This is a genomic window from Brevundimonas sp. NPDC055812 (genome assembly GCF_053616535.1).
The window spans coordinates 1-15,907 of sequence record NZ_JBSHDX010000009.1; the positions used below are offsets into that span (position 1 = coordinate 1).

The 15,907-nt window shown below is 67.2% G+C and carries 8 protein-coding genes; 4 read left to right on the top strand and 4 right to left on the bottom strand.

Going from position 1 to position 15,907, the window contains the following annotated elements:
* Positions 1 to 133: 133 nt before the first annotated feature.
* The gene (locus ACWGL1_RS14345) at positions 134 to 1,471 is read right to left on the bottom strand and encodes a sigma-54-dependent transcriptional regulator (RefSeq protein WP_452112370.1); all 1,338 of its coding nucleotides are present in this window, start codon (positions 1,469 to 1,471) and stop codon (positions 134 to 136) included.
* A 14-nt stretch (positions 1,472 to 1,485) separates the two neighbouring features.
* On the bottom strand, positions 1,486 to 3,336 hold the full coding sequence (locus tag ACWGL1_RS14350) for a sensor histidine kinase (RefSeq protein WP_452112371.1): 1,851 nt from the start codon (positions 3,334 to 3,336) through the stop codon (positions 1,486 to 1,488).
* A 219-nt stretch (positions 3,337 to 3,555) separates the two neighbouring features.
* On the opposite strand from ACWGL1_RS14350, the gene ACWGL1_RS14355 reads away from it, so the two are divergent.
* The 3 genes from ACWGL1_RS14355 to ACWGL1_RS14365 are packed head-to-tail and all read left to right on the top strand — an operon-like array spanning position 3,556 to position 9,350.
* Positions 3,556 to 4,911: a dicarboxylate/amino acid:cation symporter gene (locus tag ACWGL1_RS14355; protein ID WP_409450026.1), complete on the top strand. Its 1,356-nt coding sequence runs from the start codon at positions 3,556 to 3,558 to the stop codon at positions 4,909 to 4,911.
* Between the two features lie 56 nt (positions 4,912 to 4,967).
* Positions 4,968 to 8,003: a TonB-dependent receptor domain-containing protein gene (locus ACWGL1_RS14360; RefSeq protein WP_452112372.1), complete on the top strand. Its 3,036-nt coding sequence runs from the start codon at positions 4,968 to 4,970 to the stop codon at positions 8,001 to 8,003.
* 18 nt (positions 8,004 to 8,021) lie between these two features.
* Complete coding sequence (locus tag ACWGL1_RS14365) at positions 8,022 to 9,350, top strand: hypothetical protein (protein ID WP_452112373.1); 1,329 nt, start codon at positions 8,022 to 8,024, stop codon at positions 9,348 to 9,350.
* Between the two features lie 103 nt (positions 9,351 to 9,453).
* Here ACWGL1_RS14365 and ACWGL1_RS14370 read toward each other — a convergent pair whose 3' ends face one another.
* On the bottom strand, positions 9,454 to 10,767 hold the full coding sequence (locus ACWGL1_RS14370) for a metal-dependent hydrolase family protein (RefSeq protein ID WP_422388311.1): 1,314 nt from the start codon (positions 10,765 to 10,767) through the stop codon (positions 9,454 to 9,456).
* Between the two features lie 123 nt (positions 10,768 to 10,890).
* Entirely contained in the window at positions 10,891 to 13,824 is a 2,934-nt protein-coding gene (locus ACWGL1_RS14375; RefSeq protein WP_452112458.1) for a TonB-dependent receptor domain-containing protein, read from the bottom strand.
* A gap of 500 nt (positions 13,825 to 14,324) precedes the next feature.
* Here ACWGL1_RS14375 and ACWGL1_RS14380 point away from each other — a divergent pair, with 500 nt between their 5' ends.
* The gene (locus ACWGL1_RS14380) at positions 14,325 to 15,812 is read left to right on the top strand and encodes a catalase (protein WP_312218703.1); all 1,488 of its coding nucleotides are present in this window, start codon (positions 14,325 to 14,327) and stop codon (positions 15,810 to 15,812) included.
* Positions 15,813 to 15,907 lie beyond the last annotated feature (95 nt).

Here is a 15,907-nt window from a genome sequence, read left to right on the forward strand (position 1 = left end):
GTGCTGTGGCTGGCGGCCGACAATCTGTTCGACGCCGAGGTCGAGGTCTCCGAAACCGCCGGCGGCGTCGCCGGCTACGCCCCGCCGCGGACCCTCTCCCTGGGCCTGCGAGTGGAATACTGAAGCCGCCCCGCTAGCCGTTGCGAAAATCGCCAGGCTTCAGATTGTGACGCTTGAGCTTGTCGTAGAGGGTCTTGCGGGGGATCTTCAGTTGGAGGATGGCGTCGTTGACGTTGCCCCCCAGGGCTTCAAGCGTATCCTTCAGTATGCGCTTTTCGAACTGGGCGACGCGATCGACGAGGCCGCGCTCCTGTTCTCCAGCCGTCTCGCGACCTTCAAGACCCAGGGCGAAGCGCTGCGCGAAGTGGGAGAGTTCGCGGATGTTGCCGGGCCAGGCATGCTCCAGCAGGCGAGATCGGACGTCGTCCGTGATGATGGGCGTTTCGCCGTCGGCCTTGATCGGCGCGCGCGCCAGCAGGCTGGCGAACAGCAGGGGGATGTCGTCGCGACGCTCGCGTAGAGGCGGAACGCGAAGGCGCACGACGTTCAGGCGATAATAGAGATCCTCACGCAACTGGCCGTCGGACAGGGCGTGGTCGAGGTCGCCGGTCGCCGAGGCCAGCACCCGGATATCGACGGCGCGCGGTTCGGACGCGCCGATCGGATGGACTTCGCGTTCTTCCAGCACGCGCAGCATCTTGACCTGGGCGGCGGTGGGCATGGTCTCCACGGCGTCCAGAAACAGCGATCCGTTGTGGGCGCGTTCGACGTGGCCGACGCGGCGTCGCAAGGCGCCGGCGAAGGCGCCCAGCTCATGGCCGAACAGTTCGCTCTCGATCAGCCCGTCCGGCAGGGCGCCGCAGTTGACCGCGACGAAGGGGTGAGGCCGGCGGCGCCCCCCGTTGTGCAGGGCGCGGGCCACGGCTTCCTTGCCGACGCCGGTCTCGCCCTCGATCAGCACGTCCATGCGGGCGTCGGCGATCTGGGCGATAGTGGCGCGCAGCGACCGGATCGCCGGGCTGTCGCCCAGCAGCGGCAGCTCCAGTCCGGCCTCGGACGACAGGGCGGTCAGGCGCCGGTTGTCCAGAACCAGGGCGCGCTTCTCCAGCGCGCGCGTCAGGCTTTCGGACAGGCGTTCAAAAGCGAAGGGCTTGGCCACGAAATCATAGGCGCCGCCGCGCATGGCGGCGACGGCCTCGGCCACATCGCCGTGTCCGGTGATGAGGATGACCGGCAGGGCCGGGTCCAGAGCCTGAAGCCGGCTCAGCGTCTGGCGGCCGTCCAGGCCGGGCATCCGCAAGTCCGTGACCACCACGCCGGGGAAGTCGGCGTCGATGTCCGTCAGCGCCGTCTCGGCCTTGCGATAGGCGCGCACCGTCAGGCCCTCGACCTCCATCCGCTCGGCCAGGGCGCTGCGGAAATCATCGTCGTCCTCGATCAGGGCGACGGTCTCAAGACGCGGAAACTCCATGGCGCGCGCCTCCATCACGCGGCTTTCAGGCTGACGACGAAGACGGCGCCCGTTTCGGCCGGGCGCAGGTCCAGCTCGCCGCCGAATCCGGCGACGAGGTCGCGACAGATGACCAGGCCCAGCCCCAGGCCGTTGGCCTTGCTGGTCAAGAAGGGGGTGAAGAGCTGGTCGCGGATGGCGTCGGCCACGCCGGGGCCGTTGTCGGCGATGCTGAGTTCGACCAGCCCGCCGACCCGTCGGACCGTCAGATGGATCTTGCCGTCGGCGCGCCCTTCCAGCGCCTCGGCGGCGTTCTGCATCAGGTTGACGATGACCTGCTCCAGACGAAAGCGGTCGGCGATGACCTGCACGTCCCCGCCTCGGGCCCGCACCAGTCGGACGCCCCCCTGGCGCAGGCGCCCGCCCAGCAGCAGCAGGGCGCCGTCGATCGCTTCGTTCAGCGATACGGGGCGAAGCTGCGGCTCCGACTTGCGCGAGAAGGCGCGCAGTTCCTGGGTGATGGCCCCGATCCGGGCGGTCAGCTCGCCGATGCGGCCCAGGGCGCGCACCGCCTTGGCCCCCTGGTCCCGCTCCAGATAGGCCGACGCCGTCTCGGCCTGGGTGCGAATGGCGGCGACGGGCTGGTTGATCTCATGGGCCACGCCGGCGGCGATCTGGCCCAGCGCCGCCAGCTTGCCGGCCTGGACCAGTTCATCGCGCAGGGCTTCGCGACTGGCCTCGGCGCGCATCCGCTCCTCGATCTGGCGATTCAGGGCGACGTTGGCCTGACGCAGGTCGCGGGTCCGCTCCTCGATGCGACGCTCCAGCTCCTGGCGAGCGGCCTCGGCGGCGCGCTGCCGCACGACGGCCTGCTGGCGGCGACGCAGAAGCACGGCGGCGACGCCGAATGCGAGGGTCGCGATCAGGGCGGCCAGAACGCGGGCGTTTGCGACGCTCGTCTCTATGGCGCCTCGGTCGGGGGTGAGCAGATGCAGCGTCCAGCCCGGCGTCATGGTGTCGATGCGGGCGTGCATCCAGGGGCGATCGACGCCGTCCAGAGGCGCCTCGATCAGGCGCGTGGCCCCGTTGTCAGGCGTCCGGAAGGGCAGGGGCGTCAGGGCGCCGTCGCCTAGGGTCTGGTCGGCCAGGGTCAGGCGGCGGCTTTCGGCGTCCATCGGCCGCAGGGTCCGGAAGCGCCAGGTGGGAATGCTGGTGATCAGCACCACGCCGCCGGGATCGACCACATAGGCCGGTTCGCCCGAGGCGCGCCATTCGGCTTCCAGGGCGTCGAACTCGACCTTGACGACCACGACCCCGATGGCGCGGTTCCCGTAGACGACCCGACGGGCCAGGAACAGGCCGGGCGTGCCGCTGACCGTCCCCAGGGCGAAGAACTCGGCCGAGCCGTCCCGCATCGCCTTCACGAAATAGGGGCGGAAGCTGTAGTCGGCGCCGATGAAGCTGATCGGCTGGCGCCAGTTGCTGGCGGCGCGGGTCACCCCGTCGGTCCCGATGACATAGATGGCCGAGGCGCGGGTCTGGTCGGCCAGGGCCTCCAGCCGCTGATTCAGCATCGCCGGGTCGGGGCGAGAGCTCAGCAGCAGTCTGGCGACGTCGGCGTCGGTCGCCATGGCCGGCGCCAGGGCGCGATACTTCTCCAGTTCGCTGCGCAGAACCGCGGCGTGGAGGGCGGCGGCGGACTCCGATTGGCGCGCCAGTTCGGCCGAGGCGCCCTTCCGGGCGGTCTCGCCCAGCCCATAGGCCGCCGTCGTCGCCACGACCAGCCAGGCCAGGATCAGGGCGATCCAGAGTCTCGCATGTCGCCGTAGGAGACCTTCCGAATGTGATGAAGCCGCCGGGGTCGTCATCTTCTCAATGTGCGACATTCCGCACTTTTGCGCCACAAGTTCGAGCGGTATTTCGCACTAAACGCATGACCTTAAAGTGCGGTGTGTAAAAATAATATTTGTTATCAATAAGTTGTGGTATCTTTCGGGGGCCGTTTCCTCCTGGCGGCGCTGTGGCCACACTGGGGTCGAAGCGTGGCGAAGATCGCGCCGAGAGGAAATCCGCGAGCGTGCTGCTCGCCATCAGGAGCGACCTTCTTGATTCCCATCGCGTCAGAGACGGCGGCTGTCGCGCGCCGCCCCTTCTATCGGCATCTCTATTTCCAGGTGCTCGTCGCCATCGTACTGGGCGGCGCGATCGGCCATTTCTGGCCGAACGTCGGCGAAAGCCTGAAGCCGCTGGGCGACGCCTTCATCAAGCTGGTGAAGATGGTGATCGCGCCGGTGATCTTCCTGACCATCGTCACCGGCATCGCCGGGATGCGCGACATCGGCCGCGTCGGCCGGGTGGCGGCCAAGGCCTTTGGCTACTTCCTGGTCTTTTCGACCCTGGCGCTGATCGTCGGCCTGATCATCGCCAACGTCGTGCGGCCTGGCCACGGTCTGAACATCGATCCGGCCACCCTGGATAGGGGCGCGGTGGCCCAGTACGCCCAGGCGGCGCATGAAAGCACCATCGTCGGCTTCCTGACGGGCATCATTCCCGACACCGTGGTCAGCGCCTTTTCGACCGGCAACATCTTGCAGGTCCTGTTCGTCTCCATCCTGTTCGGCATCGCCCTGGCCATGATCGGCGATCTGGGCAAGCCGGTGATGACCTTCCTGGAGTCGGTCAGCGCGGCCTTCTTCAAACTGGTCGCCATCCTGATGAAGGCGGCGCCTATCGGCGCCTTCGGGGCCTTCGCCTTCACCATCGGCGCCTACGGCATCGCCTCGGTCGCGAACCTGTTCGCCCTGATCGCCACCTTCTATCTGACGTCCGCCATCTTCGTGGTGGGCGTGCTGGGTCTGGTCGCCATCGCCAACGGCTTCAACATCCTGAAGCTGATCCGCTATCTGAAGGAGGAGTTGCTGCTGGTGCTGGGCACCTCCAGCTCCGAGGCCGCCCTGCCCAGCCTGATCTCCAAGATGGAGCGCGCGGGCGCCGCCAAGTCGGTCGTCGGCCTGGTCGTGCCGACCGGCTATTCGTTTAATCTGGACGGCACCAACATCTATATGACTATGGCGGCCCTGTTCATCGCCCAGGCGCTGAACATCGACCTGAGCCTGCAGGACCAGATTCTGCTGCTGCTGGTGGCCATGCTGTCGTCCAAGGGGGCGGCCGGCATCACCGGCGCCGGCTTCATCACCCTGGCCGCCACCCTGTCGGTGGTGCCTTCGGTGCCGGTGGCGGGCATGGCCCTGATCCTGGGCATCGACCGCTTCATGAGCGAATGCCGCGCCCTGACCAACTTCATCGGCAACGCCGTGGCCACCATCGTCGTCGCCCGCTGGGAAGGCGAACTGGACCGCGATGCGCTGAAGGCCGCGCTGGACGGCGGGCCTCAGCCTCTGGCCGCCGCGCCGGATCCCGCCGCCGGACCGGGCGACGACCTGGTGCTGGCCGACGACTGACCCTGAACCACGACCTCAACGACATGATCGCCGCACACGGCGACTGGGAGAGAGACATGAGAAACCCATCCAAGATCGCCCTGATGGCGACGACCGCATCGACCGTCCTGTTCGCCGGGGCGGCCCTGGCCCAGGAGGCCCTGCCCGCCGAGCCCACCCAGGTCGAGGACATCGTCGTCGTCGGCACCAACATCCGCGGCGCGCGCACCACGGCGGCCCTGCCGGTGGTGGTGGCCGACCGCGAGCAGATCGAGGCCACCGGCGCCACGACCGGCGACGAGCTGATGCGGACCATCCCCCAGATGGGCGACGTCCTGTTCGATTCCGCCAACAATCCCCAGACCTCCAACTCGGCGCGCGGCGATGTGAACTCGGTCAATCTGCGCTCGCTGGGCGTGGGCAACACCCTGGTGCTGCTGAACGGCCGTCGTCTGGTCCAGCACCCGACCAGCCAGGGCACCTCGGACACCGGCACGGTGCCGGTGCTGAGCTACAACTCCAACGCCATCCCCGTGTCGGGGCTTGAGCGGCTGGAGGTCCTGCTGGACGGCGCCGCCGCCATCTATGGCGCCGACGCGGTGGCGGGCGTGGTCAACACCGTCTTGCGCGACAACATCGACGGCCTGACGGTCAGCGCCCGCTACGGCGGCGCCGAGGGCACGCAGATGCGCGACACCGAGTTCAACCTGTTCACGGGCAAGAACTTCGATCGCGGCAACGTCTCCCTGTTCGCCAACTACGCTCAGCGCACCGCCCTGTGGGCCTCGGATCAGGACTTCACCCGCTCGGACGATCTGCGTCCGCTGTTCGCCGACCACCCCGACTTCGCTGACGTCCAGTCGCTGGACGGCCGCTCCTCGCATACGCCGTGGGCGCGCCTCTCGGTCGGTTCGCGCCCGGTGATCCGTTCAAACGGCGTCGCCGTGACCAACTCAGCCGGGTCCTTCCGCTTCCAGCCGTCCAGCTTCGGCTGCGGGATCGACATGGGCGACGACATCTGCCTGTCCAGCGGCAACCACAACTTCAACACGACCAACCGCGACATGCGGTACGACACCCGGCATGAGACGACCGTCCGTCCGTCGGTCGAGCGGATGAACCTGTTCCTGACGGGGCGCTACGACCTGACCGACAGCGTCGAGGCCTTCGGCGAGATCGGCTATTATAGCGCCCACAGCCGCGCCGTGCAGCCGCCGGTGGTCAACCTGAACCAGATCTGGATTCCGGCCAGCAACTACTACAACCCCTTCGGCCCCGTGACCTTCGCCGACGGCACGGCCAATCCGAACCGCCTGCCGGGTCTGACCGGCGTTCCCGCCGAGGGCCTGCCGGTCCTGATGACCAACTACCGCTTCGTCGACACCGGCTTCCAGGTGGTGAAGGTCGACAACTATCAGGCGCGTCTGCTGGGCGGCCTGCGCGGCGAGTGGCGCGGCTTCAACTGGGAGACGGCGGTCGTCTACTCCGAGGCCGAGGCCAAGGACGTCTCGCCCAACGTCAATATGACGGCCCTGCAGAAGCAGTTGGCCCTGTCGACGCCCGACGCCTACAACCCCTTCAGCGGGGGCTGCGTCGCCACCACCAGCTATGGCGACTGCTCGCCCAGTTCGCAGGCGGCGATCGACGCCATCGTCTTCGACCTGCGCCGGGTGTCGCGCACTACCCTGACCATGGCGGACTTCAAGCTGTCGCGCGGCGATCTGTTCCAACTGCCGGGCGGGCCGGTCGGCATGGCCTTCGGCGTCGAGGCGCGCCGCGAGACCCAGAAGGACGACCGCGACGCCAATCTGGATGGGACCTTTACCTTCACCGACATGGTCAGCGGCGAGACCAACCTGTCCAACGTTTCGGCCGTCAGCCCCAACCCCGACACCTCGGGCAGCCGCGAGGTCTTCTCGACCTATGTCGAGTTCGCCGTGCCGGTGGTCTCGCCCGAGATGAACATTCCTCTGGTCTATCAGCTGGATGTGCAGCTGGCGGGCCGTTACGAGCACTATTCCGACTTCGGCTCGGTGGCCAAGCCGAAGATCGCCGCAGCCTGGGACGTGGTTCCGGGCGTGCGGGTCCGCGGCTCCTATTCGCAGGGCTTCCGCGCGCCGAACCTGGAGCAGACCCACGCCACGGAATACGCCCGCCTGGCCAGCGGCACGGACTATGTCCGCTGCGAGGCTGACCTGCGCGCCGGCCGTATCAGCAACTTCTCCCAGTGCGCGCAGAACACCTCGGGCGCCTCTCTGCTGGTGGCGGGCAACCCGGACCTGGAGCCGGAAGAGAGCACCAACACCTCCTACGGTCTGGTGCTGCAACCGTCGTTCATCCCCGAGCGTTTCGGCGCCTTCACCTTCACCATCGACAAGTGGCGGATCGAGCAGGAGAAGATCGTCGGCCTGCTGGGCGCCCAGACGGCGCTGGCGCTCGACTATCTGAACCGCGTCGAGGGCGGCTCCAATCCGCTGGTCAACCGTCGCGCGCCGACGCCTGAGGACATCCTGCTGTTTCAGGGTACGGGCCTGACCCCGGTGGGCGAGGTGGTCTCGATCAACGACCGCTTCATCAACCTTCAGCCCCAGACCGTCAGCGGCCTGGACCTGGCCATGAACTGGTCTCTGCGTCGCACCAAGTACGGCACCTTCATCGTCAATGTGAACGCCAGCAAACTGGACGAATTCACGCGCGATCCGGGCGACATCGTCAATGAGCTGTACGCCGCCCGCGAAGCCGGAACGATCAATGCCGGGACGACCCTGCCGGACTCCTCTCAACTGGTGGGGCAGAACGGCCGTCCCGAATGGCGCCTCAACGCCAGCCTGACGTGGCGCAAGGGCCCCTGGCGCGCAGGAATGACGAGCCAGTACATCAGCGACTTCCAGCAGCCCGGCCTGCTGGGCGCCTCGGGCGACCCGTGGGTCGTCGACGCCCGCCAGACCGTCAACGCCTATGTCGACTATGAATTCCCGACCGAGACGCGCCTGCGTCTGGGCGTCCGCGACCTGACGGATCAGGGACCGCCGCTGGCCGACAACGGCTATCGCGGTTCGGTGCACAGCCCGTGGGGCCGCTACTGGTACGTCACGGCCACCAAGTCGTTCTGATCCGAGGAGGCGATAGGGATGCGTCTGTTTTCGATGCTGGCGGCGGCCGCCGCCGTCACGCTGACCGGCGCGCCCTTCGCCGCCGCCCAGGATGCGCCTGCGGCCTCGTCGCCGGCGCCCGCCCCGGCCGTCTGTCCCGATTTCCTTCCTCAGCAGGCGCACTGCTGGTCGGGGCGGGCGGCCAAGGGCGGCTACTACTGGATCGCCGTGCCCGAGAATTGGAACGGCTCGCTGATCGTCCACGCTCACGGCGGGCCGCGCACGGGCGCTCCCCGGGCCGATGATCCGCTGGAGGACCTTGAGCGCTTCTCCATGACGGTGAAGGAGGGCTTCGCCTGGGCCGCCTCGACCTATCGCCGGGGCGGCTACGGCGTGCGCATGGCCGCCGAGGACACCGACGATCTGCGCCAGATCTTCTGGGACGCCTTCGGACGTCCGCGCCGCACCCTGCTGCACGGCCAGTCCTGGGGCGGCAATGTCGCGGCCAAGGCGGCCGAGCTCTATGCGCGCGACGCCGAGGGCCAGGTGGTCTGGGACGGCGTGGTCCTGACCAGCGGCGTCCTGGCGGGCGGGACCGAGGCCTACAGGTTCCGCGCCGATCTGCGTGCGGTCTATCAGTATTACTGCCAGAACCATCCCGCGCCCGACGAGGCGCAGTACCCGGTCTGGCAGGGTCTGCCCGAGGGCGTCCGCCTGACCCGCGCCCAACTGGCCCAGCGGGTCCAGGCCTGCACGGGCGTCGGCCTGGCTGCGACCGAACGTTCGCCGGAGCAGAAGCTGCGGCTGGCCGATATTCTCAACGTCGTGGGCATAGGCGAGGGCCAGCTTGTCTCTCACCTGGCCTGGGGGACCTTCCTGTTCCAGGACCTGGTGCAGCGGCGTCTGGACGGCCTCAATCCGTTCGACAACAGCCGGACCGTCTATCAGGGCTCGCACGACGATGCGGCGCTGAACGCGGGGGTCGAGCGGTTCGCGGCGGACCCCATGGGCGTGGCGCGTCTGGCCTACGATGCGGACCTGTCCGGCCTGATCGTGGCCCCGACGATCACCATTCACGGCAAGGACGATCCGACGGCCTTCGTCTGGCACGAGGCGGCCTATCGTGACCGCGTGGCGGCGGCGGGGCGCTCAAGCCTGCTGGTGCAGACCTTCACCGACGAGGCGTCGCACAGCGCCCTCAGCCCGCCGGAATACGTCGCGGTTTTCGAGGCGCTGATGGCCTGGATAGACGGCGGAACGAAGCCGGAGCCGCGCTCGGTGGCGGCGCTCTGCGAAGCCGCGCGGGCGCGCTATGACGCCGCCTGCTTCTTTGACGAGGACTATGCGCCGACGATGGGCGGCCAATAGCGGAGCCTGCCGAAGGCTGACTTAGAGCCGGGCGCAAAAAAGAAGGGGCGGCTCGCGCCGCCCCTTCAGATCCTTCCGATCGCGGACGCCGAGGCGTCGGCGGTCAGTCGTTGCGATAGGTGACGCCGCCCTTCATCACGTACTTAACGTGCTCCAGGGTGGTGACGTCGCTCAGCGGATCGCCCGAGACGGCGATGACGTCGGCGGCGTAGCCGGGCGTCAGGCGACCGATCTCGTCCTGCAGGCGGAAGTGGGTCGCGGCGCCGACGGTGGCGGCGCGGACGGCTTCCAGCGGGGTCAGGCCGGCCTGGACCAGCAGGGCGAACTCCTTGGCGTTTTCACCGTGCGGCGAGACGCCGGTGTCGGTGCCGAAGGCGATCTGGACGCCGGCGCGGTGAGCGCGGCGCGCCATGTCCAGCATCTGCGGACCGGCTTCCAGCGACTTCTTGCGCTGGTTCGGGGTGAAGAAGGTTTCGGGACGCGCGGCTTCGCGAGCGACGAAGTCGCCGGCCAGCAGGGTCGGCACCAGCCAGCCGTTGTTGGCCTTGAAGATGCGGATGGATTCGTCGTCCAGGAAGGTGCCGTGCTCGATCGAGTCGCCGCCGGCGCGCAGGAAGCTGTTGATGCCGTCCGTGCCGTGGGCGTGGGCGGTCACCGTGCGGCCCATGAAGTGCGCGGTCTCGACGATGGCCTGCAGTTCTTCGTTCGAGAATTGCTGGTTCAGGCCGGCGCCGGTGTCGGACAGGACGCCGCCCGTAGCCGTGATCTTGATGATGTCGGCGCCCGCGCGCACGCGCTCGCGCACCGAGCGACGGCAGTCGTCGGCGCCGGAGCAGACGCCGTTCTGCCGCAGCACCGGCACCAGGGCGCTGTTCACGCCGTTGGCGTCGCCGTGGCCGCCGTGCGGAGTCACCGTGCCGGCCGAGACCAGCAGGCGCGGGCCGGGAATCTTGCCCGCCGCGATGCCGTTGCGCAGGGCGATGACGGCGTCGCTGGCGCCGCCCAGGTCGGCGACGGTGGTGAAGCCGGCCTGCAGCGTCACCAGGGCATAGGCCGCGCCCTGCACGGCGGAGTCAGCGGCGGTGTTGGTGAAGCGGGCGACGCGGTTGCCTTCGCCTTGCTGATTGGTGATGTGGACGTGGCTGTCGATCAGGCCCGGCAGCACGAACTTGTCGGACAGGTCGACCACGTCGCCTTGGCCGACGAAGCCGTCGACGATCTCGCGCACGCGGCCGTTCTCGATCACCAGGGTCTGGTTCTGAGCCACGCGGCCGGTGGCCGGGTCAGCCAGCAGGCGCCCGGCATGAATATAGGAGACGTTCGGCGCCGAGGCCGCCTGCTGCGCGACCGCCGGGGTCGAGGCCAGAAGGGCGGCCGCCAGGCCGACGAACCATGACTTCTTAGATGACAACTGCAATGTCCTCCTCCACGCGGCGAAGGTCGCCGCCCCATTTGAAAATGTCGCCGGCCCGCCGGGCCGGGATCAGGTGCGGCGGGAAAAGGTCCCGCCGCGTCTGGCTTCAGGTCCCCTGACGGAGACCTAGAAGGTCTTGGTGACCGCAACCGTGTAGTAGCGGCCGATGGTGTCGTAGTTCTGCGGGTCGTAGGTGCCGCGGACATCCCCGACCTGCGGCGGCGCCTCGTTGAACAGGTTCGTCACGGTGAAGCGCAGGGAGGTGTCGTAAGGCAACGTCACACGGGCGTTCAGATCGAAGACGTCATAGGCGTCCACGCCGCGCGCGGTGCTGGTCGGCGAGGTCACGCGGGCGCTGTTGATCATCTCCGACATGTGGCGCCAGCGCAGGCCGACGTTCCAGCTTTCACGCGAGTAGGTGACGCTGGTCGACGCCTTCCATTCGGGGTGCGCCTGGCCGGCGTTGGCTTCGATCGCCGTCCCCCAGGTGCCGGCGTAGTCGTACGTCGGCGCGCCCGGCAGGGCCTGAATCTCGAAGCTGTTCAGGTAGCTGATCGCCGAGCTGACGCTGAGTTGACCCTCGTCCGGCAGGCCGATATCGCCCAGGTGCAGGCGCCAGTCCAGCTGCAGGTCGATGCCGGTGACGTTGAACTGGCCCAGGTTCAGCAGAGGCTGACGCGGGTTGATCATATAGCCGTCGTTGGTCCCGCGATCCTGCAGGGTGCAGTAGTAGTTGTTGGGATCGAACGTCGGGTTGTTGCCGCCGTCGTTGAAGCAGTAGCGGATGCCGTTGCCGACGCCCAGGACGCCGACCGCATCAGCCACCTTGATCTGATACCAGTCGATCGAGGCGCTGATGTTGCTCAGCCACGGCGACTGGAAGGTCGGCTGCAGCACCGTGCCGAACGAATAGGTGTCGGCCGTTTCTTCCTGAAGGTCGGGGTTGCCGCCGGTCAGGGCGAACACCTGGGCGGCGCCGAACTGGAAGTCGTTGATCAGGGCCGAGGGCACGCCCAGCGACACGCACAGGGCCTTGACCTTTTCGGCGTCGGGCCCGTTTCGGAACGAACTGCGGTAGTCGCAGGGATCGCCGTTTGTGTTGCTGGCGGATGGGGTGCCGATATCGACCGTGGCCGACGAGACGGGCGAGTAGAGTTCGCCGACGCTCGGCGCCCGCACCGCCCGATTGTAGCCGCCGCGCAGGCGCACGATGTCGTTCACCTGCCAGTTCAGATCGGCCTTGTAGGCATGGACGCCGCCGACGGAGCTATAGTCGGAGTAGCGATATCCCAGGTCCATCTCCAGCGACTTGACGAAGGGCAGGTCGCGCAGCAGCGGGATCAGGAATTCGGCGAAAACCTCGGTCGTGTCGACGCTGCCCGAAGACGCGCGCAGCTCGCTGTAGCCCAGGATGTCGCTGGTGCCGTCCGGCTGGTCCAGGGCGCTGTCGGGACGGAAGTCGAACTGGTTGTAGCGATAGCCCAGGCCGGCGGCGAAGCGGACTTCGCCGGCGGGCAGGTTGAACAGGCCGCCCTGCATGGAGGCCTCGGCCATGCGCTGGGTCAACTCATTGGTGTTGGTCGTATTGCGGCGCACATAGTTCACGCACTCGGCCGAGGGGTCGTGATTGCCGAAGGGGTTGAAGCCTCCGGCGCAGAACTCGGACCCTCCCGTCGGGCTGTACAGCAGGCGAGTGATGGCAGAGCGGCTGACGCCGCCGGTCTGCACATTCTCGAAATCAGCCTGGGAGGCGCTGGCGTAGGCTTCCCAGGTCCAATCCTTGTAGCCGACCTGACCCGACAGGCCGCCGATGAACTGATAGACGTTATAGGCGTAGGACTGCAGGCGCTCCCCGGCGAAGTCCAGGTCCTTCCACAGGGCGAAGTCGGCGGTCGGGTTCGGGCGCGACGCCAGGATATGGGCGAAATCGGCCCCGATGTAGGGATTGGTCACCGGCGCCGACAGGGCATAGGCGAGGCCCGCCAGGGTCGGGTTGAACGTCCCTTCCGACTCATAGCTGGTCAGCGAGCCCTGCAGGAAGAAGTCGATATTGGGAGCAATCTCATAATCGACGCGGCCGAACAGCGAGTAGCGCTCGTTGTCGTTCTGGATACGGCCCTTGTTCCAACCCCACAGCATGTTGGTGCCGGCGGCGTTCAGGAAGTGGCCGTCGGTTTCCGGGTCTTTCAGGTTCATGACCGGCGAGGCGCCGCCCAGGTTGAACAGGGTCTGGTCGCCGGTGTTGAAGCCGATCTGGCCGTTATAGAAGTCGCCGGCGCCCAGCACCGGATTTACGCCGTACTGGCCGACGAAGACGTCGTTGACGGCGTCCAGCGTGGGACGGTTGCTGCCGAACCAGGCGGCGCCTTGGGCGATGATGGCGGTGTTGGACTCGCGATTGCGCGTGAAATAATAGTCGCGCTTCGACTGGTAGGCGACGTCGCGCATCGAATAGTCGAGCGAAACCACGGCCCTGCCGCGATCATTGGCGAAGCTGTCCCCGGCCGTAACCGACAGGCGGAAGGTCTCGCCGTCGCCATAGTCGCTGACGCCGTATTGCGACGCCACGGTCACGCCGCTGAAGTTGCGCTTCAGGATGAAGTTCACGACGCCCGCGGTGGCGTCGGAGCCATAGGCCGTGGAGGCGCCGCCGGTGATGACCTCGACGTTGCCGATCAGAGCTTCCGGGATGACGTTCAGGTCGACCGAGCCGTCGGGGTTCGACGGCTGCAGGCGCTTGCCGTCCAGCAGCAGCAGGGTGCGTTTGGAGCCCAGGCCGCGCAGGCTGGCGTAGGCCTGGCCGCCGTTCAGCGAGGTTGAGGACGAACCGGCCGTGCTCTGGCCCATGGCGCCCGAAAACTGCGGCATCTGGGTCAGGGCCTTTTCGACCGTCACCTGGCCGGTGTTCTCAATCGCCTCGGTTGTGACGGAGACGAGGGGACTGTTGGAAGCGTAGTCGCGGCGGGCGATACGCGAGCCGGTGACGACGATCTCGCCCACTTCGACCGCGCCGGATTCTTCGGGCGTTTCCTGGGCGGAGACGGTTCCCGCCGCGCTCATCAAGGCCAATGACGCGCACCCGCTTGCCAACAGAGCACGATACATCACGGGGCGAACGCCCCGAGAAACGCAAAACAGCATGAAATCCCCTCTGATGCTGACGGTTCTTTGCCAGCAGCTCCCCTCACGGCGCCGCTTGATTTAGAAAGATGCTTCCCTTCGCCAGCCTAGTTGCTGGCAATAATTTTGCCCATGGGGCGGGGGTTGAAATCCAAAAATCTAAATTAATGTCTGAAAACGGCGGGCAAGACGAAATTTCCTCCTCGTCAGGGCTTAGTGAAATGGGGCTTTTTTGGGGAAACTCCAGGCGGGGCCGGGTCGCCTCCTCGCATGGCGCGGCATCCCAGGCGCCAACCAAGACGCTGAATCCTCCGAGGGGCTGTGCGGCCCAGAACCCGCCGTTTTTCTGCGACTGCGCCGGTTGCGTTTTTGCGGCGCTGGTCCATCTCATAAGCGAGGCTCGGCTGTACGGGAGCGCCGGGCGCCAGAGGAGATAGGCGATGACCCAGCAGAATTCAGGTTCCACGACGGGCGCGGGCGCACCGGCCGTCAGTGATCGGAACTCGCTCACCGTCGGGCCGAACGGGCCGATCGTGCTGCATGACGTGCACTTCCTGGAGCAGATGGCTCACTTCAACCGGGAGAAGGTTCCCGAACGCCAGCCGCACGCCAAGGGCTCCGGCGCCTTCGGCGAGCTGGAGATCACCCACGATGTTTCAGCCTACACCAAGGCGGCGCTGTTTCAGCCGGGCGCCAAGACCGAGATGCTGGCGCGCTTCTCCACCGTGGCGGGCGAACAGGGCAGTCCTGACACCTGGCGCGACGTGCGCGGATTTTCGCTGAAGTTCTACACGACCGAGGGCAACTACGACCTGGTCGGGAACAACACCCCGGTTTTCTTCGTGCGCGATCCGATGAAGTTCCCGCACTTCATCCGCAGCCAGAAGCGCCTGCCCGACTCCGGCCTGCGCGACAACCACATGCAGTGGGACTTCTGGACCAACAACCCCGAGACCGCTCACCAGGTGACCTATCTGATGGGTGAGCGGGGCCTGCCGCGCACCTGGCGCGAGATGAACGGCTACGGCTCCCACACCTATATGTGGATCAACGCGGCGGGCGAGAAATTCTGGGTCAAGTATCACTTCCACACCCGCCAGGGCATGGCCTTCTTCTCGAACGCCGAGGCGGCGGCCATGTCGGGCGCCGACGCCGACTTCCACCGCCGCGACCTGTTCGACGCCATCAAGCGCGGCGAGCATCCGTCGTGGGATCTGTCGGTCCAGGTCATGCCCTATGCCGAGGCGGCGACCTATCGGATCAATCCCTTCGATCTGACCAAGACCTGGTCGCACAAGGACTATCCGCTGATCCCGGTCGGGCGGATGACGCTGAACCGCAACCCGGAGAACTTCTTCGCCCAGATCGAGCAGGCGGCCTTCTCGCCGGGGAACACGGTGCCCGGCATCGGCCTGTCGCCGGACAAGATGCTGCTGGGTCGGGCCTTCGCCTATAACGACGCCCAACGAAACCGCATCGGGACCAACTTCCACCAGCTGCCGGTCAACCAGCCCAAGGTTCCGGTGAACACCTATATGTTCGACGGGCAGATGGCCTATCACCACTCGGGCGCCCAGCCGGTCTATGTCCCCAACAGCGGCGGCCGCGCCTGGTCGGATGAGACCGGCCCGGTCCATGACGGCTGGGAGGCCGACGGCGACCTGGTCCGCAGCGCCTATACCCTGCACGCCGAGGACGACGATTTCACCCAGCCGGGCGTCCTGGTGCGTGAGGTGTTCAACGACGACCAGCGCGCCAGACTGGTCGATCAGGTGGCGGGCAGCCTGCTGGGCGGCGTGCGCTCTCCGGTGCTGGAGCGCGCCTTCGACTACTGGAAGAGCATCGATCCCGACGTCGGCGCCCGGATCGAGGCGGCGGTGCGCGCCGGCGGCGCGCCTCGACCGGCCGAGGGCATGGGCGAAGGCTGAGGCCCGGATTTCACGATCTGAACTGAAGACGCCCCCCGTTCCCCGGTCGGAGCGGGGGGCGTTCCGCATCTGCGGGCGCGCCCGTGCGTGTTGAC